Annotated in this window: 17 protein-coding genes; 11 read left to right on the top strand and 6 right to left on the bottom strand. The window is 38.1% G+C overall.

Annotated elements, in window-relative coordinates; translation table 11 throughout:
- The first annotated feature begins 92 nt into the window (after positions 1-92).
- Complete coding sequence (locus tag GAB14E_RS17925; protein ID WP_081967715.1) at positions 93-1,982, top strand: M1 family metallopeptidase; 1,890 nt, start codon at positions 93-95, stop codon at positions 1,980-1,982.
- A gap of 356 nt (positions 1,983-2,338) precedes the next feature.
- Here GAB14E_RS17925 and GAB14E_RS17930 read toward each other — a convergent pair whose 3' ends face one another.
- Together GAB14E_RS17930 and cysZ are read right to left on the bottom strand one after the other, a co-directional pair.
- On the bottom strand, positions 2,339-2,794 hold the full coding sequence (locus GAB14E_RS17930; RefSeq protein WP_052093482.1) for a hypothetical protein: 456 nt from the start codon (positions 2,792-2,794) through the stop codon (positions 2,339-2,341).
- A 134-nt stretch (positions 2,795-2,928) separates the two neighbouring features.
- Entirely contained in the window at positions 2,929-3,684 is a 756-nt protein-coding gene (cysZ, locus tag GAB14E_RS17935; protein ID WP_033081087.1) for a sulfate transporter CysZ, read from the bottom strand.
- 272 nt (positions 3,685-3,956) lie between these two features.
- On the opposite strand from cysZ, the gene zipA reads away from it, so the two are divergent.
- Positions 3,957-5,192 carry a cell division protein ZipA gene (zipA, locus tag GAB14E_RS17940; RefSeq protein WP_033081086.1) on the top strand — a complete coding sequence of 412 codons (1,236 nt, stop codon included), beginning with the start codon at positions 3,957-3,959 and terminating at the stop codon, positions 5,190-5,192.
- Between the two features lie 158 nt (positions 5,193-5,350).
- On the top strand, positions 5,351-7,420 hold the full coding sequence (gene ligA, locus GAB14E_RS17945; protein WP_033081085.1) for an NAD-dependent DNA ligase LigA: 2,070 nt from the start codon (positions 5,351-5,353) through the stop codon (positions 7,418-7,420).
- A 109-nt stretch (positions 7,421-7,529) separates the two neighbouring features.
- Here ligA and GAB14E_RS17950 read toward each other — a convergent pair whose 3' ends face one another.
- From GAB14E_RS17950 to GAB14E_RS17965, 4 genes are all read right to left on the bottom strand, one after another.
- The gene (locus GAB14E_RS17950) at positions 7,530-8,861 is read right to left on the bottom strand and encodes a Na+/H+ antiporter NhaC family protein (protein WP_033081084.1); all 1,332 of its coding nucleotides are present in this window, start codon (positions 8,859-8,861) and stop codon (positions 7,530-7,532) included.
- 487 nt (positions 8,862-9,348) lie between these two features.
- Complete coding sequence (locus GAB14E_RS17955; protein WP_033081083.1) at positions 9,349-11,973, bottom strand: fibronectin type III domain-containing protein; 2,625 nt, start codon at positions 11,971-11,973, stop codon at positions 9,349-9,351.
- Between the two features lie 789 nt (positions 11,974-12,762).
- Positions 12,763-13,155, bottom strand: a complete 393-nt coding sequence (locus GAB14E_RS17960) for a hypothetical protein (protein WP_033081082.1) — start codon at positions 13,153-13,155, stop codon at positions 12,763-12,765.
- Positions 13,156-13,358: 203 nt separating this feature from the next.
- Positions 13,359-14,579: an EAL and HDOD domain-containing protein gene (locus GAB14E_RS17965; RefSeq protein ID WP_033081081.1), complete on the bottom strand. Its 1,221-nt coding sequence runs from the start codon at positions 14,577-14,579 to the stop codon at positions 13,359-13,361.
- Between the two features lie 265 nt (positions 14,580-14,844).
- Here GAB14E_RS17965 and putP point away from each other — a divergent pair, with 265 nt between their 5' ends.
- The 8 genes from putP to GAB14E_RS18005 all read left to right on the top strand — a co-directional run bounded on the left by putP (position 14,845) and on the right by GAB14E_RS18005 (position 25,078).
- On the top strand, positions 14,845-16,332 hold the full coding sequence (gene putP / locus GAB14E_RS17970; RefSeq protein WP_033081080.1) for a sodium/proline symporter PutP: 1,488 nt from the start codon (positions 14,845-14,847) through the stop codon (positions 16,330-16,332).
- Between the two features lie 268 nt (positions 16,333-16,600).
- Positions 16,601-17,218, top strand: coding sequence for an FKBP-type peptidyl-prolyl cis-trans isomerase (locus GAB14E_RS17975; RefSeq protein ID WP_269429104.1), 618 nt, complete (start codon positions 16,601-16,603; stop codon positions 17,216-17,218).
- A gap of 68 nt (positions 17,219-17,286) precedes the next feature.
- Positions 17,287-17,703 (top strand): hypothetical protein, encoded by a 417-nt coding sequence (locus GAB14E_RS17980; RefSeq protein ID WP_033081078.1) that lies wholly within the window; start codon positions 17,287-17,289, stop codon positions 17,701-17,703.
- A gap of 159 nt (positions 17,704-17,862) precedes the next feature.
- A complete protein-coding gene (dapB, locus tag GAB14E_RS17985; RefSeq protein ID WP_033081077.1) occupies positions 17,863-18,669 on the top strand; it encodes a 4-hydroxy-tetrahydrodipicolinate reductase in 807 nt (268 codons plus the stop codon).
- Positions 18,670-18,942: 273 nt separating this feature from the next.
- On the top strand, positions 18,943-20,118 hold the full coding sequence (carA, locus tag GAB14E_RS17990; protein WP_033081076.1) for a glutamine-hydrolyzing carbamoyl-phosphate synthase small subunit: 1,176 nt from the start codon (positions 18,943-18,945) through the stop codon (positions 20,116-20,118).
- A 33-nt stretch (positions 20,119-20,151) separates the two neighbouring features.
- Entirely contained in the window at positions 20,152-23,367 is a 3,216-nt protein-coding gene (gene carB / locus GAB14E_RS17995) for a carbamoyl-phosphate synthase large subunit (protein WP_033081075.1), read from the top strand.
- A gap of 114 nt (positions 23,368-23,481) precedes the next feature.
- Positions 23,482-23,958 (top strand): transcription elongation factor GreA, encoded by a 477-nt coding sequence (gene greA, locus GAB14E_RS18000; RefSeq protein ID WP_033081074.1) that lies wholly within the window; start codon positions 23,482-23,484, stop codon positions 23,956-23,958.
- 274 nt (positions 23,959-24,232) lie between these two features.
- Positions 24,233-25,078 carry an SPFH domain-containing protein gene (locus GAB14E_RS18005; protein ID WP_033081073.1) on the top strand — a complete coding sequence of 282 codons (846 nt, stop codon included), beginning with the start codon at positions 24,233-24,235 and terminating at the stop codon, positions 25,076-25,078.
- The last annotated feature ends 89 nt before the right edge of the window (positions 25,079-25,167 follow it).

Raw genomic sequence — 25,167 nt, 5'->3', positions numbered from 1 at the left:
TTGAACAGGCCTGTAGATTCAAAGTAATCTACAGGCCTGTTTTTTTATGTGCTCATTTTGAGCATAGTATTTATTTTTAAGGCTTCAATGTAATGAAACATTTTTCAAAACTTTGCTTGTTACTCAGCACTCTTGCTGTGTCTATAGCGCCAGTTACCTGGGCACATGAGGGGGCGGTTCATCAACACAATAAGGCCTCTCAGTTAACTGATGTATATACTTACGCTAATTATGATCAAGTCAAAGCTACTCACGTATATCTTGATCTTAATGTCGATTTTGATAAAAAATCATTATCCGGCTTCGCTGAACTATCACTAGATTGGACTACCGATAAAAAAGCACCATTAATTTTAGATACTCGCGATCTTGTGATTCACTCTGCTATGGCACAAAATAACCAAGGTCAGTGGGTAAAAGTAAAGTATGATCTTGCTAAGCGTGATGACGTTTTAGGTAGTAAATTAACTATTCATATGCCATTTAACGCCAAAAAAGTTCGTGTATATTATAATTCAACAGAAAAAGCTTCAGGCTTACAATGGTTATCTGCGCAGCAAACTGCGGGTAAAGAAAAACCATTTCTGTTTAGTCAAAACCAAGCGATTCATGCACGTTCTTGGATTCCTATTCAAGATACACCGAGTGTTCGTGTTACTTACACTGCACGTATCACTACTGATAAAGACTTATTAGCCGTAATGAGCGCTAATAATGAACCAGGTACCGAGCGTGACGGTGACTACTTTTTCACAATGCCGCAAGCTATACCGCCTTATTTAATTGCCATTGCTGTGGGTGATCTGCAGTTTAAAGCAATGAGCCATCAAACGGGCATATATGCCGAGTCTTATATCTTAGATGCAGCTGTTGCTGAGTTTGATGATACCCAAGCGATGATTGATAAAGCAGAACAAATGTATGGTAAATATCGTTGGGGACGTTATGATTTATTAATGTTACCACCTAGCTTTCCTTTCGGCGGTATGGAAAACCCACGCCTTTCATTTATTACACCAACCGTTGTTGCTGGTGATAAAAGCTTAGTGAATTTAATTGCTCATGAATTAGCACATTCTTGGTCTGGTAACTTGGTTACTAACGAAAGTTGGCGTGATCTTTGGTTAAACGAAGGTTTTACCAGTTATGTTGAAAACCGCATTATGGAAGCCGTTTTTGGTACTGAACGTGCAGTTATGGAACAAGCGCTTGGTGCGCAAGATTTAAATGCAGAATTATTGGAACTTGATGCTAATGACTCTAAGCTTTACATCGATTTGAAGGGGCGTGATCCTGATGATGCTTTCTCTGGTGTACCCTACGTAAAAGGTCAGTTATTCTTAATGTTCCTCGAAGAAAAATTCGGTCGTGAGCGATTTGATGCATTCGTATTAGAGTATTTTGATAGTCATGCTTTTGAAAGCTTAGGTACAGCCAACTTTATTAAATACTTAAAAGCTAACTTAACTGACAAGTACCCAAATATTGTTAGCGATAGCGAGATCAATGAATGGATCTTCAATGCTGGTTTACCAAGTTATGCACCTCAGCCTACTTCGAACGCTTTTACAGTTATTGATCGACAAATTAAGCAATTAACCACTGACGAAATAACGTTAGCTCAATTACCTACCGCTCAGTGGACTTTGCATGAGTGGTTACACTTTATTAATAATTTACCTCTTGATACAAACCAAGAGCGTATGGGGAGCTTAGATAAAGCGTTTGATTTAACCAATAGCAAAAATGCAGAGATTAGCCATGCTTGGTACTTGTTATCAATTCGTGTTGGTTATAATGAAGTTTACCCAACAATGGCCGTTTACTTAAAAAGCATTGGTCGTCGTAAGTTAATCGTTCCTTTGTATAAAGAGCTAGCTAAAAAGCCACAAAGTAAAACTTGGGCACTTGAAGTTTATCAACAGGCTCGTCCTGGCTACCATGGTTTGGCCCAAGGCAGTGTTGATGCAGTATTGAATTAATGAATAAGATGACTTCTAAATAATAATCAGCTGATATAAAAAGGGCTTAATGTGAAAACATTAAGCCCTTTTGTTGTTTTAGTTATTGGTGTGAGTCGCTAGTGCAACAATTTATACTAAATAACCTGAAGTCTGGATAAGCAGCACTTGCCCAATATTCCCCTTTGTCCGATTCTCAGCGTTAAAACGTAGATAAAGAACCTGTTATTCATAAACGTTTTGCCTTGATAATCGAATAAACTGAAACATTGATAGAGTCTATCGCTACTTAATTCTGTTGCTAACAACCTAAGTTGTTGTTTTTACTTAAACATCAAATATTCATTTTCCAGAGTTCAGGCTAACTATCGGTGTGATTACATATCACTTTCAATAATGACATCAACTTGACGTTTGTTATTTTGTTGAGAAATAACAACACGCATTTTTTCTTCGCCTTGTTGGTATTTCAGCGTTAATCTGTCGCGTTTGCGCTCTTGTGATTGTGCTAGACCGAATGCTTGTTGATAAAACTCGATTACTTGTGCTTCGCTTGAGCTAGTGAAGTAATTGATCACCGCAGGCAGGGAGTCACTGAACTCTGCAAAAATCTGAGCATCTTCTAAAACAGGGATATCAATTACGCCGTTATTAATCACTGAACTAATAACTTCTTCCTGCTCTTCATTGATCTTCTCTTCAATGACCGGCTCTACGATAACAGGCGCTTGGGTTGGTTGTTCTTCAATATCTTGTGTTGAAGAACAAGCAGTAATACCTACTGCCATCATACTGACTAAGGTAAAATGCTTAACAGCTTGTTTTGCTTTCATTTAAGTCACTTCCATTCATGTTTATTTTTATATTATTTAAATATATACGATTTTTAGCACTAACGCGATATCAGCATAAAAAATAGCAGGTGAAATACGTTTTAAATGTAGTTTATCTTCAATTCCCAGTGCGCTTATACTTTGTCTTGGTAATAATCGACCCATAAAGCCGTTGCACCACAAATAGCGACGGGCATAACCACTAAGTTTACAATAGGTATCATAGAGAATAGGGCAACAGTAATGCCGAAGCTGTAGCTAACGCCTTGATTGTTTTTTAGTACATCTTTCATTTGAGTGAATGGTATTTTGTGATTATCAAAAGGATAGTCTTTATATTGTATTGCCATCATCCAGGCAATAAATAAAAACCAAATGATTTGGCCAAAAATGGGAAGTAGCCATAATATTATGAAGAAACCAATCGCACGAGGTAAATAATAGCGTAGTTTTTGCCATTCTCTGTTCAGCGTTCGAGGGATATCTTTAACAATATCGAACATCTCACCTTTTGGTGCTTGCTGGCCGTTTAAAATGGCTTCTACTTTTTCGGATAATAAACCATTGAAGGGGGCGGCAAGCCAATTCGCAACCGTACTAAAGATAAAGGAAAAGATGACTAAAATGGTAACCACAGCTAAAGGCCATAAAATAACGCTTAACCAATCAAGCCAACTTGGTAACCACGCCATAATGCTTTCCATATAACTATTGATCTCTAAATAGGCATAATAAAAGGCAAAACTAAACAGCAAAACATTGATGGTTAGAGGAATCAAAACAAAACGACGGATACCTTTTTGTCTTACCAGGCTAAAGCCTTTAAAAAAATAGCTAGCACCGCTGTGGTCAATAGCTGTATCTTTTTCTTGATTAGGTGTATTTGGCATAGAGTGTAACTATTCCTAGTGGATGATGTTTTTCCCGTGAGTATATACCCTTTATCATCGAAAATGCAGCTTGATTGGTAATGGCTATAATAGCTTTTTAGATAATATTACAACATTAACTTGTTACAAATCCCCCTAATTTCTGCTAAGGTTTCCTGTTAATATATAGCGATAAAAATCGCATGAAAACTGGAGCTGTTGATGTTTAACGAACGATATTTGATCGCAAAGTCTAGCAGCCCAAGCAATCAAGAGAGTAAATAGGCTCGAAAATGGAAGATAACTTCAGAAACATCTTAATTATACTTAGTGCCATTGTCATTACTGCAATATTCATTCATGGCTTATGGACAATAAGAAAACAAAAAAATCCCTATAAGTTAAAAACATCGAAGAGTAAAATTGACCCCATATCGAGAGATTTTGATCGAAAAGGCTTTGATCAAGATGGTGTTGGACAGATAAAGGTTAAATCTAGTCTACAAAATGACAAGTTAAACCTTGAAGATGAGGCTGTTGCTGAACATGTTTTGACCACGGGTGTCCAGCTACCAGATGACTTATCTAAAAGCCAAATATTAATAAAAAAAGATGTTTTAAGCGGTCTTACTGGGCAAGAAAAGCAATTAGAACCAGAGAAAATTGATACTAGATCCAATCAGAACTTGGATAGTAGCCTTGCTAATGACTGGTTTAAAGACGATGCTTCAGAACTTTTACATGAAGGCCCTGAAGAAGCTTCTCTAGAAGACTCCCGAGAAGATAGCAGTAGCCAATTTACTAAAGATGAATTAGGTGATGAGTTAACACCTACTAGCAGGTCTAACAACATCAATAATGCTCATCAGCCAGTTGAGCCAAAAGCCCCTGTTTACATTGAACCGTTATACGAGCAACCTGTTACTCAAGCTAAACCAGCACGCGCGCCAATTAAAAAAGTTGGCAAGAGCCCTTCAACAGCAACGTTCAAGCGTGAGCAAATAGAAATAGACTTTGATAATCAATTTAATGAGCAAGCAACAGAAAAAGTAACTGAGCAAGTAACTAAGCCAAAGAAAGTTAAAACTCAACTAGATCCACAGGTCATTATATTATCCGTAGTAATGCCGGCTAATCAGCAAATGTTTGGTGCAGCATTATTACCTAGTGTACTGACCCTTGGCTTAAAATACGGTGAAATGAACATTTTTCATCGTCATGAAGACAATGCAGGTAATGGTAAAGTAACTTTCAGTTTAGCCAATATAATGAACCCAGGCTCATTTGATTTAGACAGTATGGAGAATTTTGCCACGCGCGGCGTCAGTTTATTTATGACTTTACCTAATGCAGGAGACCCTTTTTATGTCTTCGAACAAATGCTCAATGCAGCCAAACAGTTAGCGCAAGAGTTTAATGCACAACTGCTTGATGATAAGCGTAATGTCATGACCAAACAAACAGAGCAACATTACCTAAGTAAAATACGAGAGTTCGATCGACAAAGTCGTATCGCGTTGGTGGAATAAACTCTACGGTTGTTTTTATCTTCTCATTATTTATATGTTACAACGGGCTTATGCCCGTTTTTATTTTCCTCATAACCACTCATTTGTTTATGGCAACTTACTTATTTAAAATAAAACGTTGCTATAAAGTAAATTATTAACTTTAGTGAATTATTTTTATGTCAAATGCACAAGAGAAAATTAGCGAACTACAACAACAGCTTAATCAATATAATCACGAATATTATGTATTAGACCAGCCTAGCGTACCTGACTCAGAATATGACCGATTAATGAAAGCGTTGATTGAATTAGAAACGGTTAATCCGACACTGAAAACAATTGACTCGCCAAGCCAAAAAGTAGGCGGACAGGCACTTAAATCATTTAGCCAAGTTACTCATCAGCTACCTATGCTTTCTCTTGATAATGTCTTTTCCTTAGAAGACTTTCATGCCTTTGTTAAACGTGTAAAAGACAGATTAAACAGTAATCAGGCTTTAGCCTTTTGCGCCGAGCCTAAATTAGACGGGCTTGCGGTAAGTTTGCGCTATGAGCAAGGGCAGTTAGTACAAGCGGCTACTCGTGGTGATGGTAGTGTCGGTGAAAACATTACTACCAATATTCGCACTATTAAATCTATTCCACTTAAACTTATGGGTACTCCAGGTAAAGACTTCCCAAGCATCGTCGAAGTTCGCGGTGAAGTATTTATGCCTAAAGCAAGTTTTAATGCCTTAAATGAATTGGCTAAAAAGCGTGGTGAAAAAGGTTTTGCCAATCCACGAAACGCAGCTGCAGGAAGCCTGCGACAACTTGACTCTAAAATTACAGCTAAACGCAATTTAGCTTTTTATGCCTATAGTTTAGGATTTGTTGGTCATTTGACTGATGAAAATGCTGGCAGCACAGACTTAACCGATGAGTTTTTTGCCGAATCTCACCATGAAAGATTGTGCCAACTTAAAGTATTGGGCTTACCTATGTGCCCAGAAGTACGTTTATTAGAGACTGAGCAATCATGTGATGCTTTTTACCAAGATATTTTAGCTAAGCGCAGTGCGCTAAGTTACGAAATTGATGGTACCGTACTAAAAGTTGATGATATTGGTCTGCAAAAGCGCTTAGGTTTTGTTGCTCGTGCGCCGCGTTGGGCAATTGCTTATAAATTTCCAGCAGAAGAAGAATTAACCTGTGTAGAAGATGTTGAGTTTCAAGTAGGGCGTACGGGGGCCATTACTCCAGTGGCCAGATTAAAACCTATCTTTGTCGGTGGTGTGACAGTATCGAATGCCACCTTGCATAACCAAGATGAAATAACGCGCTTAGGGCTGAAAATAAATGACACTGTCGTAATTCGCCGTGCCGGTGACGTTATTCCGCAAATTGTTAGTGTAGTGGTAGATAAGCGACCTGATAATGCCCTAGATATCATCTTTCCAACAACTTGTCCGGTATGTGATTCTGCGGTTGCTAAGCCAGAAGGTGAGGCTGTTCTTAGGTGTACCGCAGGGCTTTTTTGTGCTGCACAGAGAAAAGAAGCGATTAAGCACTTTGCTTCACGAAAAGCCCATGATGTAGACGGTTTAGGAGATAAGCTTGTTGAGCAATTGGTAGACGAAAAGCTGATTAATACCCCTGCCGATTTATTCAAACTTACAGAGATTCAAGTGAGTACAATAGATCGCATGGGCAAGAAGTCTGCGACTAACTTAATCAATGGACTTGAGAAGGCTAAAAGTACCACCTTAGCAAAATTTATTTACGGACTAGGTATACGTGAAGTTGGCGAAGCAACAGCGGCTAACCTCGCTAATCACTTCTACACTTTAGCGGCAATTGAAACAGCATCACTTGAGACACTACAGAAGGTCTCCGATGTTGGCGAGGTTGTTGCCAAAAATATCATTAACTTCTTTAAAGAAGAGCATAATTTAGTGGTTGTTGCTGGCTTAAGTGAAATAATGAACTGGCCCACTATTGAGGTTAAGTCAGCGGAAGAGTTACCACTGATCGATCAAATATTCGTCTTAACAGGTACATTAACGCAAATGGGTCGAACTGAAGCTAAAACAGCGTTGCAGTCCTTAGGCGCAAAAGTATCAGGCAGTGTATCGAAGAATACTCACTTTGTCGTTGCTGGAGATAAAGCTGGCTCTAAACTGACTAAAGCACAAGACTTGGGTATCTCGGTACTTACTGAAGATGGCTTAGTGGCCTTATTTGCGGAACATGGTGTTACTATTTAGCTGCTATGTCTGAAAGAGTAATTCCTACCAATGAAATCTAAACAAAAAGGCGTTAATGATATAATTCATTAACGCCTTTTAAATTTTTTATTTTGACAAATGCTGCTAACTATTTAGTTTTTTTTGTTAATCGCCAAAAAGAAAAACCAGCAACAAAAAATAATATCATCGGATAAAATGCATGGCTAGCTACCGACAGTGGTGATATATGTAAAGTAGCGCCAAGCAATAGTGCCTGAGCGCCATAAGGCAATATACCTTGGTTTATACAAGCAAAAATATCGAGTAAACTGGCTGATTCAGCAGGGGATAAGTCACCATCAGTTGCTAGATTTTTAGCTGTATCACCAGTAACTATAATTGATACTGTGTTGTTGGCAGTGAAGAAATTACAGACAAAAGCAAGGCCTGCGATACCTAGACCAGCAGCACGTTTATTATTTTGGGGGCTAAGTTTTCTGGCGAGGGTTTCTATAACTCGGGTTAAGGCGGATAATCCACCTTGCTGGCGAACTAACTCACTTAAACCACCAATAAATAACGATAAGATAAAGATGTCTTGCATGCTAGAAAAGCCTGTTGTGATATCTTTTATCCAAGCTGAGAGTTGATAGCCATTACTTAGCATACCGATAGCAGCAGCTAACACTATACCCAAGGTTAATACCACAAATACATTCACCCCCATCAAAGCTAATACCAGAATGACCACATAGGGAATTAAGCCAACAACAGCCGATTCGCTGCTTACTTCATGACTTATCTCTGAGCCTAATACGGTAAATAATATTAAGCAGATAATCGCTGCAGGAACAGCAAATTTGAAGTTAACGCGGAATTTGTCTTTCATGTGCGCGCCTTGGCTGCGCGTGGAAGCAATGGTGGTATCTGAAATAATTGACAAGTTATCGCCAAAGATGGCCCCGGAAACTAAACAACCTGCAACTAAAGCGGCATCTAAGTTTGCTGATTCAACAAAGCCAAGTGCGACTGGCGAAATGGCAGCAATGGTACCCATTGATGTTCCCATCGCGGTGGATAAGAAAGCAGCGACAAGAAATAGTCCAGGTAATAATAAATAATCAGGGAATATAGCTAAACCAAGCTGGACACTGGCATCAACACTGCCAGTTGCTTTAGCAACCACAGCAAAAGCACCGGCAAGTAAATATATTACACACATGGTGACAATGTTAGCGTGGCCAGCACCACTAATAAATTGCGTTATTTGTTTTTCAATAGAGCTTTTAGATAAGAATTTTCCTAACGCCATCGAGGCTATTATGGCCGGAATAATAGCAATACTTGCTGGCAGTTGATAAAAAGCAAAATCTACACCCTGAAGTGTTAAAAATATGCCAGTACCAAGGAAAAGACTTAAGAATACAGCAAAAGGAAGCAGGGCAAATAAATTTTCCTGATGGATCGCTTTATCTGTCATAGAGTAGTTACTTAAAAATAATAATATGACAACATTATAAAAGTAAAATTAGCCTTGTCAATATAGATATCTAAGTGCTTAGACGCTTAGATGTTTGGGTATCTGTTTGTGGGTTTGGATCCTCTCTGTTCCTCTATTCCCTAGGTAATATTTTTAATTTAAAACAAGAAATGGGTACTAAAGTTGTAATAAGTTTGTGGTGACTTTGTAACTATTGGCAGGTATTTAGTCTACGAATTTACATAAAATATGAATGTCGTGAACTTAATATGACTTCGTTGTTGTTGATAATGTTTTTTGAATATATTTGTTATAAACAAAGCCAATGTTATAAAACATTGGCTTTGTATTATATTAACTCTAACATTGTGTTAATAAATTTTCCAATCTTAACAAAACCAACCTAACAAAGCGTTAGCACAATTTATATAGCAATCCAGTTTAGCGATTACTTTATTATATTGATTGGTATTAAACTAAGTTAAAGTTAGTTAATCGTTACATAATTGGAATAGCTACTACTACCACAATTGTTCGTAGCGCTAGCGCGTACATATTGTGTACCCGACAAACCTGAGCTATAGCTTGTGTTATTTGAACTGCCAAGGTCAGTCCAAGTCCCCGTCCAATACTGTAAGTCATAACCAGTTGCCCCAGTTACAGCGTTCCAATTAATTAATTGATTGTTACCTGTAAGGCCCGTAGGAATTTCTGGAGCCGATGTACATTCATCATCACCCAATAAAGTGATCTCAGTCCATGCACTATAAACACTGTCACCACAGCTATTCGAAGCCATTACATGAACATATTGAGTACTATTAGCGAGTAAATCTGTAAAGCTAAATTCACTTTGTGCAGTTGTATCGATTGTTTGCCATGCGTCGTTTTGCCAAAGTTGCACGGTATAACTTGTCGCACCAGATACCAAATCCCAATCTGCCGTGAATGACGTAGCTGAATCAGCTGTATTTACTGATTCAGCGGGTATTGCTGGTTCAGCATTACAAATGCTGTCATCATTAAATGCAGTGTAGGTGTAATTAATTTGTGACCATTGTCCATCCATAAGATAGTGGAAAGTGATATAAACAGTAGAGCCATCAGTAGGTAAACCTGTCACGGTGTGAGCAGTGTCGTTAATTTGGCTATCATTACGGTAATAATCTTTTGCGCCAGCAGAAGAGCCAGCATAGAACCAAAACCCTTCAGCATTACCTTCATTCCAAGTAAATACTTGAGATGAACTGGTAAGAGCTTGACCATCAGTAGGACTTGTAATACCTACTTGACCATTATTATCATTGTTAAAGGCCATAAAGTTATATTCTACTTGAGACCATACTCCACCTTCTAAATAGTGAAAGGTTACATAGACAGTTGAGCCATCAGAAGGTAAACCTGTCACTGTGTGAGAAGTACCATTAATTTGGCTATCATTTCGGTAATAATCTTGTGCACCAGCAGAAGAGCCGGCATAGAACCAGAAGCCTTCTGCACTGCTTTCATTCCAAGTAAATGTTTGCGAAGCGCCACTTAAGGTATCTCCATTTTCTAAATTATCGATACTTGGTGTATCGATTGGGTCAATAATAACACCACCAATAGAGCCCTCAATAGCATAATAACCTAACGAGGAATATTTGGAAAAGCCCCAGTTAGGTGTACCTTCTGCGCCACCAGTAATCTCTAGTGTATAGTTTCCAGCTGCCAAGTTTTGGTTGAAAGATGCTGAGCGACTCACATTATGATTAGATTGCGCAACAACAGCTCCAGCACTGTTTCTAATATAGGCTTGCACATCAAGCATACCACCACCGATGTGTTCAGTTCTGTCAATGTTAAGATTCACGACACCTCCAGAGCCACCGATAGTAAAAGTAAAGGTATCACGATCAGTATTATGTTCTATTTGACCAGTATTGCTTGTTCCACTCACACTGCCGCTTGAACCAATAATTAATGCCTTTGAACTAGGAATATCATCAGACTTAAATGGAATAAAGCCATTCATGATTGAGAAATCATTTTCTCTATTAGATGCACCTGAATATTCGCCTTTACTCCATTGGTAAACGGCTTCTCCCCAGCTAGTTGCCATCCAAATATTTCCCATAATAGGTACCCATTGAAAATCAGCGATACCATTATAATATTCACCACCAGGGTAGCCACCATCATGAGCAAGATGAAGTAAATGACCTAACTCATGTGCGGCAATGCGTCCTTGACCATAGGCGTCACTCTCTCTATGTAGAGTACAAAAAGTTGTGGTACCAAAAGCATAATGACAAGTTGAACGACCAGTTTCACGGTACATTGTTGCTCCACCACGCCTACTAACCGCAGCCGCATTATAAACGTCCCAGTTTGTGGTAACGTTGACGTCAAGCATTGAAAAGCTAGCGGCGACAATTTGCCAAGTAGTCCAAATAAACTCTTTAGAAACATCGTAAGGGATACCATTATTCATTATTCTTCTGGTATCTAATAAGATAACGTAGCTAGATCCGGGGTTACTTTCTAGTTGACCTACATGGCTGCCATCGTATTGCCCTATGTGAGAATTTGATGTAGCTTGTGAAGCCTGTCCCTTTGCTGGAGCGTAGACAGAATGGTTATGATCTTCGAAATCACAATTAGGGTGCACATCGGTCACTTTAATTTCGTTTACAAATAACTGACCATCTTGTGTGGTGTATTCATAAGCAACATCTTGGTCTTCTAAAATAACCCAACCGTAAACACTTTCTTCATCCCCTTGCATTATAAACTTCGAATTAGGGTGATTCACCGCTTTACCGGTCATAGACAGCGAGCCGTCACCAGCTAAAGAGAAATCATCAGTGATAACAGTGATTTCTTCACCAGCATTATTAACGAGACTAAACTTAGTGGATGTATTACTGTCAAGCACACTGGCATGTGAACTGTTGGGACTAAAGTTTTTTTTTGAGCCTGTATTCACGCCTAAATCACTTAGAAAAGATGCGGGAGTACCAAGCTTTAAAGCGGTTGAGTTATTTTCATTTATTTGATTTTCAGCTGCTGTAAGTGTTGTACTCACTAACATGCATGCTGAAAGATAAAACCAGTTTAATTTTTTTTTCATTTTATTATTCCTTCCTACTTTTATTATTTTTAAAGAGCAATAACTTGTGAATTATTAACAATTATACGACTAATAATTCTCAGCACCGTTATTTTTTTGATTACTGAATTAATTGTGACTTAGCCTATTGTTTTTATTGATAACCTAGGCATTAATCAAAGTTATATTTGAAGTAATAACAAAAAGGTAATGACACTCGATATGTCGTTGCAAAAGGCACAATATAAGCACTGTGTTTTTTGCATTTAGACTAATGCTCAAGAACATATGTTTTTGTAGTTAGTTTCAATTGGCTAAATTTACAACAATCTATTTGACGCTAAGTGAGTTTGTTTTAAGTTTCAATAGGAGGTTACTTGAATGGAGATATTATGTATTTGAATTGCTTCTATTGTGTATTGAGATATTGTAATCACTATAATGAAAGTGATCGTTTAGCGAGAGCTTAAAGACTTATATACCATGTTAATGATTTTGATAAGCACGCTAGATAAATGTACTTTTTATAGAATGGAACTTTTTCTTAAAGGTGAGCCGAAGGTGGGCAGAGTGTCTATTTGAAATTCATTAACAACATTTGATGTTTAAGTAAAAACAATAATTTAGACCGGTAAGAATGAAATTTACAAGATGAACTAGCGATATACTCTATCACTGTTTTATGTATTTGATTATCAAGGCCAAACGTTTATGAATAACGGGCTATTTATTGACGTTTTAAGGCAGAGAGTCGGATGAAGGGGGAATATTAAGCAAGAGCTGCTTATCCATAGTTCAGGTTTTGTAAGGTTAATCAGCACATAGAACAGCTTGTGCTACTCCTGATTTTATCAGTTGAAAGCAACCACAGGGATCATTATCAGCACTGCAATAGCCTTCTGCAGGTAAGTCTTTTTTAACAAAATCATGTTCAATCCTGCATTCACCGGCACATTTTGTGCTATCAGAACATTTTGTTCCTGCATCTAGATACTGCTGAACACAGCTAGGCAGGTTAGACATGCAAACACCTTTAATCATTCCTCCATGATTTAAACAAGCTAAGACGTCAATTTTAGCTAGCGCATCCTGTTTCATTTTATTTAGTGAACCAGCTTTAATTTCATCGGTATTATCCGCATTGCTTGCATTAGCAATGATAGTTGATAAGCATATTACCAGAATTAATAGTGTAATTTTCATAATTGGCTCAATGAATAATATTGGTTAAGTATTATAGGTTAATCATAATAACTATCTGTTAGTACTCTTTTCATTAAAATATCGTCACTTGTGCTGGTAAAAATACTTCAAGGCGGTGTGGCTCTCAATCCCAAGCGCTGATCATTGGTAGTAGAACCAACGCAAATGGGAGTTAAAGCAACCTTACATATCCTTAACCAAGGTTAGCTAGTTATTTGGGTTTGCTCTTCAGCCCAAGCAACCGCTAGATTGTAATGTTCAACAACTTTGTCTTTATCAAGTTTCAACTTCTCCATGACTAAAGTGGTTTTATCCCATTCAGCTTGCTCAATAAATTCAACTAATTTAATCAAAGCTGCCATCACGCCCTTTTTAGTTAATAAGGGATCTTTAATTTCTTGTGACAATGGTAATTTTTCTAATACGGTGGCCATTTCTTCATCTAAAATGGCATCTATCATTGATAATAAACCGGTTAGAAAGGCAATAGATATATCAAGTTGTGAACGGATATCTTGAGCAACCAACTCACAAAATTTTGCTCTAGTCATAGCCATTTTAATTAATTCTGATGGCTTATCAGGGTTTGCTGTAACGGCAAACATTAAACCGATAAAGCGTTTTAATTCACCAGAGCCTAAAATGACTAACGCTTGTTTAATAGTAGATATTTCGTTGCGGCGTTTAAAAATAGCTGAGTTGGCATAACGTAATAATTTATAAGATAGCGAAACATCGCGTTCGAATACACTAGTGATACCATTTAAATCAAGCTCGGTCTTTGATGTTTCATAAAGTAATTCAGCCATAGCGACTTGCGACGGAGATAAACTTTTTGTTTTTATCATTTCTGGTTTTGCGAAGAAGTAGCCTTGGAAATAGTCAAAGCCCAATTGCAGCATTTGATCATATTCTTCGTAGGTTTCAACTTTTTCAGCTAACATTTTGATATGAGGATGATCTTTAATCGCAACAAGCACCTCTTTAATATCATCAAGACTACTTTGCTGAATATCAATTTTAATAATTTTAATAAAGGGGTAAAAATGTGCCCAAACGTTTTGATGTTCATAATCATCTAACGCGAGAGTGTAACCTTTCGTATGTAAATCTTTACATAGAGAAAGGAGCTTTTTCCCTGGTTTAACTGTTTCAAGAATTTCAACCACTACCTCATCAGGGGTGAGCATTTCAGGATAACCCTTACTCATCGTTTCAAGGGTAAAGTTAATAAAGGCTGCTTTATTTCCAGTGAATTCACTGATGCCCATATTAAATTGACTGGCTTCAATCATTTTACTCGTGGCTTCATCCCCATCTATATCAGGGAATACATTGTCTATGCTGTCACGAAAAAGTAGTTCGTAAGCGAATAACTTTTTGCTTTTATCTAGAATGGGTTGTCTTGCCGCGTAAAAGTTCATATATATCGTTAACTAGCTCAGGCTCTATAGATTAATTACTATTAAATATATGGTATAGCGGTTTTATTTGCATTAGTTTTTTGAATTTCTTTGCGCTTCGATGGGGATGTTTTCTTTATGTTTACCTATTATTTACTTCTTGTTAACTTGGTCGCTGGGTTTATAGCGATAATCACTTAACCTTATTAAGGTTTCTTTGTTTGATAAATTTTGCTAGTTTATCGTGCTTAATCATTCACTAGCTCAATATTTGCAGGTAATTACTTTGGCTATCGGTACTTTAATTTCTTTAACTCTTTATTTTATAGTCATGCTCTTAATTGGACTATATGCCTATAAAAAATCAACCAGTGATGTTGCGGGTTTTATGCTTGGTGGTCGTAGTTTATCACCTAGTGTTGCTGCACTATCGGCTGGTGCCTCAGATATGAGTGGCTGGATGTTGATGGGCTTACCCGGCGCAATGTACATAAGTGGCATCAGTAGCCTTTGGATTGCCATTGGCTTGGTCATCGGTGCGTTTCTTAACTATTTAGTGGTAGCACCACGACTTAGAACCTATACCGAAATCGCCAATGATTCTATAACATTACCTGATTTCTTTGAAAATAGATTTAACGATAAATCGCGCTTGTTAAGAATAGTTTCATCGTTAGTTATTGTAGTCTTTTTCACCCTATATACTTCAAGTGGTATTGTTGCCGGCGGTAAATTATTTGAAAGCTCTTTTGGTTTAAATTATGAGGTTGGTCTGTATGTTACTGCCGGTGTGGTGGTTGCTTATACCTTATTTGGCGGGTTTTTAGCGGTAAGCTTAACTGACTTTGTACAAGGCTGTATTATGTTTATTGCCTTAGTCTTAGTGCCAATTGTTGCGATAAGTGAGGTAGGTGGCATCGCAGAAATGCAAACGACTATCGAAACAATAAACCCTGAATTATTAAATATTTTTAGTGGCGTCAGTGCTATAGGCATTATTTCAGCCATGGCGTGGGGTCTGGGTTATTTTGGCCAGCCACATATAATAGTTCGTTTTATGGCAATTCGACATGTTAAAGATATGCCAACAGCGCGTCGTATCGGCATGAGTTGGATGATAGTTTCTATAATTGGCGCAATGGCAACCGGTTTTGCTGGTATTGCTTACGTAGCTAAAACAGGGCTGAAATTAGATGATGCTGAAACTATCTTTATCGTCTTATCGCAATTACTCTTTAGCCCATTAATCGCAGGGTTTTTGCTGGCAGCTATTTTAGCGGCAATTATGAGTACTATATCTTCTCAATTACTGGTTACTTCTAGCTCACTGACTGGCGATTTTTATCAAGCCTTTTTGCATAAAGATGCCAGTGAAAAGCAATTAGTATTAGTCGGTCGAATTTCAGTGTTTATAGTTGCGATGGTTGCTATATATTTAGCTTACGATCGTAATAGCAGTATATTAAGCTTAGTAAGTAATGCTTGGGCAGGGTTCGGCGCGGCATTTGGCCCTGTAGTTATTGGCTGTTTATACTGGAAAGGTATGACACGTAATGGCGCCTTAGCGGGTATCGTTAGTGGTGCAATTACCGTACTAATCTGGATTTATGCACCTATTACTATTAACGGCCAAGCGCTAAGTGCACTTATGTATGAAATAGTACCTGGTTTTATTGTCTGTTCATTGGCGATTTATTTCGTCAGTAAACTATCGCCTCCAGTTGAAGAGAGCATCTGTACTAAGTTTGATGAAATGTTAACTCATCATCAGTAATTAAATTTTTATTTTCAATACTATTTAGTTTTAAAAGCTAGTGACTTCAAGTTACTAGCTTTTTTGTTTTTAATAGCACCAGTAAGTCCTAACCTTATTATGAAGGTTAATGAATATACCACCTTAACGGTTAATTTCGAGTTGTTCATATTAGAGCTTTTATGCTAGAATCGCGCTAATTTTAAACCTTCGATTAATTTGGTTTACTATAAAAGTAAGTTTACAACATATTAATCACTTAAAAGACTAAAAATAGTCTGGAGTTTATATACCGATGAGTTTTGATACTATTGAACAACGTGTTAGCTATGGCGTAGGTCGTCAATTAGGTGACCAACTTCGCAACAACCCTTTCAAAGATTTCGATATCACTGCTGTACAAGCAGGTATTGCTGATGCACTTGCTGATGTAACTGGCCAAGTTTCAGATGAAGATTTAAACGAAGCTTTCTCTGTAGTTTCTAAAAAACTACAAGAGCAAGAGCAAGCAGCTGCTAAAGAAGCATCTGCTGAAGGCGAAAAATTCTTGGCTGATAACGCTAAACGTGACGAAGTTACTGTAACTGAGTCTGGCTTACAGTATGAAGTAATCACTACCGGTGAAGGCGAAAAGCCTGCAGCTGAGAGCACTGTATCTGTTCATTACCACGGCACATTTGCTAACGGCGATGTATTCGATAGCTCTGTAGAGCGCGGCCAACCAGCTGAGTTTCCAGTAAACGGCGTTATCGCTGGTTGGACTGAAGCATTACAACTAATGACTGAAGGTTCAAAATGGAAATTAACTATTCCTTATGACCTAGCTTACGGCGAACGTGGCTCACAAGGTGCTATTCCTCCTTATGCTACGTTAGTATTTGATGTTGAATTATTAAGCATCAAGTAAATAGCGTATTATAATAAAGCCCTCAATTGAGGGCTTTTTTTTAAGCTAAAACTTATAGAAGTAATGCAATGAATAGAATCAAGTTGAAAGAGCTATTTAAAAACTATCAAAATGCCTTCCTTCAATATGATCTTGATGGGGTAAGCCGTTGTTATCACTTACCATGCACACTAAATACACCTGACAAAGTCGTTCTACTTACCAGTCAGTCTGATTGCCAACAAGAGTTTGGCGCTATTTTTACTCAGCTCAATGATGCCAAAACCAGTGATATTATCGCGAAGAAAGCATCATTTGAGCAAATAAGTAAACAGGTATATTTAGTGTGCATAGATTGGGACTTTATTGATGGCGACGGGCAAGTTTTTGCCGACTTTACTGCCATTTACCATGTGTTAGACGTTGATGGGGGATTAAGCATAATTAATGTTATTTCCCATGAACTAGCTAGCTCGTTGACATTAACAGAGTCACTTTGTTGGTAGAAAAGTGTAGTTTAACTCTACTGCGATAAACAAAGCGTGATGATTGCTAAGCGATCGGGACTTAAGTGGTCCTAATCAGAAACAAATTTTAGTAGAAATTAATCGACGATTTTCCGCAGTAATCCTAATATTAATATCAGAATAACAATAGAGAATTATATGAAAGTTAAAGTAGCTATTTTAGGTTGTAGTGGTCGTATGGGCCGTAATTTAATTCAGGCAGCTCACGAGCATGCCAGCATTGAATTAGTTGGTGGTAGCGTACGTACCAGTTCATCTTTTGTCGATTTTGATTTAGGCGAGTTAGCCGGCATTGGCGCAATCGGTATTAAAACTTCAACAGAGTTAGCTCAATTGTCTGCTGCCGATGTTTTTATTGATTTTACGTCAATCGAAACAACTTTAGATAACCTAACTTGGTGTAATGAAAATAACAAAGCCTTGGTTATAGGTACTACAGGCTTTTCTGATGAACAAGTGCAAGTTATTGAACAAGCAGGTAAAACTATGCCCGTTATCTTAGCGCCTAATACCAGTGTTGGCGTTAATTTAATGTTTAAATTACTGCAAATTACCGCTAAAGCAATTGGCGACTATACTGATATAGAAATTTTTGAAGCACATCACAGATTTAAAAAAGATGCACCGTCTGGAACTGCGATGAAAATTGGGCAAGTGATTGCTGATACCCTAGGCAGAGACCTCAATAAAGTCGCTGTTTATGGCCGAGAAGGAATAACAGAAGAACGCAGTAGAGAAACCATTGGTTTTGCTACCGTTAGAGCTGGTGATATTGTCGGTGAACATACCGCTATATTTGCTGATCTTGGTGAACGTCTTGAAATCACACATAAAGCTAGCTCTCGTATGACCTTCGCCCTTGGCGCTATGCGTGCTGCATTTTGGTTAAACGATGCTGATGCAGGATTTTATGATATGCAAGATGTTCTTGGTTTAAAAGATTAAAATTATATCTGAGTATTTGCAAAAAATAACAATAGTTAACTAGTCTTTTTGGCCATTTGGTCAGGAAATTTCGATTAAGGTTAGAAAAGACTACGTTTTTACATTTTATTACTAGACGAAAGCGCTGCACAAGCGTAAAATAAGTGGATTTTGTCAAAAATTTAGCTGAAAAGTTGTTTTTGACACCATTTTGTACAGGGAGTATCAAGCAACAGCACGGAGCATTTTGCTGTTACATGCGCGTTTACGTTTATTTCTTCTTTGGAGGTTACATTGGCTACATCTGCTATTTTAGTGCTTGAAGACGGCACTGTTTTTAAAGGCACCGCAATTGGTGCACAAGGCTCGGCTGTTGGTGAGGTGGTATTTAACACTTCGATGACAGGTTATCAGGAAATCCTTACCGATCCATCATATGCAGAGCAAATTATTACCCTGACTTACCCACATATAGGTAACACTGGTACTAATAGCGAAGATAAAGAGTCAGATAGCATTGTTGCTAAAGGCCTAGTTATTCGTGATTTGCCATTACTTGCTAGTAACTTTCGAAATGAGCAAAATTTAAGTGATTATTTAATTGATCACAATATTTTAGGTATTGCTGATATTGATACCCGTAAATTAACACGTATTCTACGTGAGAAAGGTGCTCAAAATGGCTGTATCTTAACACTTGATGATGTTAACGATGATAGCCAACAAGCAACGGCTCTTAGCCAAGCAAAAGCATTCCCTGGTCTTAAAGGCATGGATTTAGCGAAAGTAGTTTCGACTAAAGAACAATATGAGTGGACTGACGGAAGTTGGTCGCTTGATTTAAGTAATGGTGCTAACACTGGTACAGGTTTTACGAAACCAGAGAAATTTGAATTCCATGTTGTAGCTTACGATTTTGGCGCGAAAAGAAATATTTTACGTATGTTAGTTGACCGTGGTTGTAAATTAACTGTGGTACCTGCTCAAACTCCGGCAAGTGAAGTACTAGCGATGAATCCAGATGGTATTTTCTTATCTAATGGACCTGGTGATCCAGAGCCATGTGATTACGCAATCACTGCCATTAAAGAATTCTTAACAACAGATATCCCTGTATTTGGTATTTGTTTAGGCCACCAATTACTTGGTTTAGCCAGTGGCGCTAAAACAGTTAAAATGAAATTTGGTCATCATGGTGCTAACCACCCAGTGAAAGACTTCAGCCGTGACGCGGTAATGATCACTTCACAAAATCACGGTTTTGCTGTTGATGAAGATACTTTACCAAGTAACTTAACCGTTACTCATAAATCATTATTTGATGATTCTTTACAAGGTATTCATCGCACAGACAAACCAGCGTTTAGCTTCCAAGGTCATCCTGAAGCAAGCCCTGGTCCAACTGATGCCGCGCCGTTATTTGATCATTTTATCGATTTGATCAAAACCTACAAATCAAACAACGCTTAAACCGACAGACAAGAGAAGAGAAGAGAGAAAATAATGGGAAAACGTACTGATTTAAAAAGTATCTTGATCTTAGGTGCAGGTCCAATCGTAATTGGCCAAGCCTGTGAGTTTGATTATTCAGGCGCGCAAGCGTGTAAAGCACTTCGTGAAGAAGGTTACCGAGTTATATTAGTTAACTCTAACCCTGCAACGATAATGACTGACCCAGATATGGCCGATGCAACCTACATCGAACCTATTCACTGGGAAGTTGTGCGTAATATTATCGAAAAAGAACGTCCTTGTGCAGTTCTACCAACAATGGGTGGTCAAACCGCCCTAAACTGTGCTTTAGAACTTGAAGCCAAAGGCGTACTAAAAGAATTTAATGTTGAAATGATTGGCGCCACTGCTGATGCAATTGATAAAGCAGAAGACAGATCTCGTTTTGATAAAGCAATGAAAGCGATTGGCCTTGATACGCCAAACGCTGAAATTGTACATACTATTGAAGAAGCGCACGCAGCAAGTAAAATATTAGGTTTTCCTTGTATTATTCGTCCTTCATTTACTATGGGCGGAACTGGCGGTGGTATCGCATATAACATCGAAGAATTTGATGAAATTTGTACCCGTGGTTTAGACCTTTCACCAACATCAGAATTACTAATCGATGAATCATTAATCGGTTGGAAAGAATATGAAATGGAAGTTGTTCGCGACAAAAATGATAACTGTATCATTATTTGTGCGATTGAAAACATCGACCCAATGGGTATTCATACTGGTGATTCAATTACGGTTGCCCCAGCGCAAACGTTAACTGATAAAGAATACCAAATTATGCGTAACGCTTCTTTAGCGGTATTACGTGAAATAGGTGTTGAAACAGGTGGTTCAAACGTACAGTTTGGTATCTGTCCTAAAACGGGTCGTATGGTTATTATCGAGATGAACCCACGTGTATCTCGTTCATCGGCATTAGCGTCAAAAGCAACGGGTTTCCCAATTGCTAAAATCGCCGCTAAATTAGCGGTAGGTTACACCCTAGATGAATTATCAAATGATATTACTGGTGGTAAAACACCTGCATCATTTGAACCAACCATTGATTACGTAGTTACTAAGATTCCTCGTTTTAACTTCGAGAAATTTGCTGGCTCAGAAGACAGATTAACCACGCAAATGAAATCTGTTGGTGAAGTGATGGCTATTGGCCGTAACCAACAAGAGTCTTTACAAAAAGCATTACGCGGCCTAGAAGTTGGCGTAAATGGTTTTGATTCAATTGTTGATGTAACTCAGCCCGGTGCTAAAACTAAAATAATGCATGAGCTTCAAGAAGCAGGTGCAGATCGCATCTGGTATGTTGCCGATGCGTTCCGTTTAGGTTTAACGGTTGAAGACGTTTATAGAACTACCATGATTGACCGTTGGTTCTTAGTGCAAATTGAAGATATTGTTTTAGAAGAAGCTAAAGTTGCTGATGGCGGCTTAACTATTTTAACAGCAGAATATTTACGTAAACTTAAGCGTAAAGGTTTTGCCGATTCTCGCTTAGCTGATCTTATTGGTGTGTCTGAAGCTGAAGTACGTAAAAAACGTCATAACGCAGATATTTTCCCCGTTTACAAACGTGTTGATACCTGTGCCGCAGAGTTTAGCTCTGATACGGCTTACATGTACTCAACGTACGATGAAGAATGTGAATCAAATCCTACCGACAAAGAATCAATTATGATTTTAGGTGGTGGCCCTAACCGTATTGGTCAAGGTATTGAATTTGATTACTGTTGTGTTCATGCGGCATTAGCACTACGTGAAGATGGTTATGAAACTATCATGGTTAACTGTAACCCTGAAACTGTTTCTACCGATTACGATACCTCAGACCGTTTATACTTTGAATCAATTACCTTTGAAGATGTACTTGAAATTGTACGTATTGAAAAACCTAAAGGTGTTATCGTGCAATACGGTGGTCAAACACCACTTAAATTAGCACGTGCTTTAGAGGTTGCGGGCGTACCAATTATCGGGACTTCTCCAGATGCAATTGATAGAGCTGAAGATAGAGAACGTTTCCAACAAGCAGTAGACCGCTTAGGTTTATTACAACCAGAAAATGCTACAGTGACTTCATTAGATGAAGCGATGGCAAAAGCTGAAGGCATTGGCTTCCCATTAGTTGTACGTCCATCGTATGTACTTGGTGGGCGCGCTATGGAAATCGTTTATGACCTAGATGATTTACGTCGCTATATGACAGAAGCGGTAAGTGTTTCTAACGACTCGCCGGTATTACTTGATCACTTCCTTGATGATGCGATTGAAGTTGATATTGACGTTGTTTGTGATGGCACTGACGTTGTTATTGGCGGCATCATGCAGCATATTGAACAAGCTGGTGTTCACTCAGGCGATAGTGCTTGTTCACTACCAGCATATAGCTTAAGCCAAGAAGTTCAAGATGTTATGCGCAAGCAAGTAACAGATTTAGCATTTGAGCTAGGTGTTATTGGTTTAATGAATACGCAAATGGCTGTTAAAGACAATGAAGTGTATATCATTGAAGTTAACCCACGTGCTGCACGTACTATTCCTTTTGTTTCTAAAGCGACTTCAGTACCACTTGCTAAAGTTGGTGCTAGAGTAATGGCTGGTAAGTCATTAAAAGAACAAGGTATCGTAAAAGAAGTTATCCCTGCATACTTCTCTGTTAAAGAAGTGGTTATTCCGTTTAACAAATTCCACGGTAGTGATCCTTTAGTTGGCCCAGAAATGCGTTCAACGGGTGAAGTCATGGGCGTAGGTGATACCTTTGAAGAAGCTTATGCTAAAGCTAGCCTTGGTGCTGGCGTATCTGTTCCTAAAACAGGCCGTGCATTAATTTCTGTTCGTGATAGTGATAAAAAACGTGTATTAGAATTAGCTAAAATCATGATTGATTTAGGTTATGATATTGATGCGACTCACGGCACTGAAGTGATTTTACGTGAAGCAGGTGTTCCGGTGCGACGTGTAAATAAAGTACATGAAGGTCGTCCACATATTCTTGATAGAATTAAGAACAGTGAATACAACTACATTATTAATACTACCGAAGGCCGTAAAGCCATCGAAGATTCAAAAGTATTACGTGGCGGCGCATTACGTTATAAAGTAGCTTATACCACAACATTAAATGCTGCATTTGCTACGTGTATGTCTCATGCTGCGGACGAAATGAGTACTGTTCGTACTGTGCAAGAGTTACACAAAACGTTGTAAATAAAATACATAAAGCTATATTCCTCAGCGAATATAAGCTTATCTAAAGTATCAAAGGTGGTTATACCTATTTTAGGTTAACCGCCTTTATTGTTAGAATGAGAAGATAAAATTATGACTAAATATCCAATGACCCTTCGTGGTGCTGAGCAATTACAAGACGAGCTTAAGCATTTAAAACAAGAAAAACGCCCTCGTATTGTAAAAGACATTGCTACTGCGCGTGAGCATGGCGATTTAAAAGAGAATGCTGAATACCATGCTGCTAAAGAAGAGCAGGGCTTTTGTGAAGGTCGTATACAGGACATTGAAGGCCGATTATGTAATGCGCAAGTTATTGATGTAACTTCAATTCCTAACCGCGGTAAAGTTATTTTTGGTACTACAGTAACATTATTGAATATTGATACTGAAGTTGAAGTGACTTACCAAATTGTTGGTGATGATGAAGCAGACTTTAAAACGGGAAGAATTTCGCTTAACTCTCCTATTGCTCGTGGTTTAATTGGCAAAGAAGTTGACAGTGAAATTGAAATAACTATTCCTGGTGGCGTAGTAGAGTATGAAATTATTGCAGTTGAGCATATTTAACAATACCTATTGTAAGTAATTGTTGCAGAGCTTATTTGCAGCGTTCCTTATTATAAGTGTTTAACAAAGGGCCGTGAACTTAGTGTTTGTGGCCTTTTTTGTATCTGTTAACTTACAAGTACCTAATCGATTTTTATTCAGTCTTTTAACCCAAAAAGTAAAGAATGACTTGCCATTGAGTTTCCGATTAGCAAATTAACTTGCAAAAGTAAAAATATACCGTACTATTTTGATATCAAAATGATATCACTTGTTGGTTGTGGGAGAAGTTCGTATGAATGAGAAAATAGGTTTTTCAGTGAGTGGCTATGGTGTGTTTCTTGCCTTGTTAATCGCAGCAGCTTTTATTGTAAGTCAGGCTGCTATAGGAAATATTGAGATCTTAACTGTTTTTGTAGTTGTGCTTAGTTTGTTAGCAATCCCCGGCTTTTTTATGGTGCAACCAAACCAAGCGAAAGTGATGACGTTCTTCGGCACATATGTAGGTACAGTTAAGTCAGGAGGTTTACGTTGGACTATTCCATTATTTGTACGTAAAAATATCTCATTAAGAATTAGAAACTTCGAATCTAATCAAATGAAAGTTAATGATAACCATGGCAACCCGATTGAGATTGCTACTGTGGTTGTTTGGTCAGTAGATGATACCGCTGAAGCTGTCTTTGAAGTGGATGATTACATCAGTTTTGTAAATATTCAAAGTGAGTCAGCACTGCGTAATATGGCGATTAGTTATCCGTATGATCAACATGAAGGTGATGATATTGCTCTGCGTAGTCACCCTCAAGAAGTATCGGAAGCTTTAAAAATAGAAATACAGCAACGATTAGGAAAAGCAGGCGTTATGGTTCATGAAGCTCGTATTAGTCACCTAGCTTACGCTCCAGAAATTGCCAATGCCATGTTACAAAGGCAACAAGCTTCTGCCATTATTGCGGCACGTCGACTTATTGTTGATGGCGCAGTGGGTATGGTTGAAATGGCACTTAAACAGCTATCAGAGAAAGATATTGTGGAATTAGATGAAGAGCGTAAAGCTGCTATGGTAAGTAATTTACTGGTGGTTTTATGTAGTGATAAAAGCACCCAGCCAGTTGTGAATACTGGCAGCTTGTATTAGCTGAGCCTTAATCAACTTTCAACTCTCAACTCTCATTTCTCTTGAAGTGTTTTGTTGGGAGTCAATTTTTCTTGATTTTATTAAATTTT

The organism is Colwellia psychrerythraea (assembly GCF_000764185.1).
Classification (GTDB): Bacteria; Pseudomonadota; Gammaproteobacteria; order Enterobacterales; family Alteromonadaceae; genus Colwellia; species Colwellia psychrerythraea_B.
This window is presented reverse-complemented; position numbering and strand designations above follow the sequence as displayed.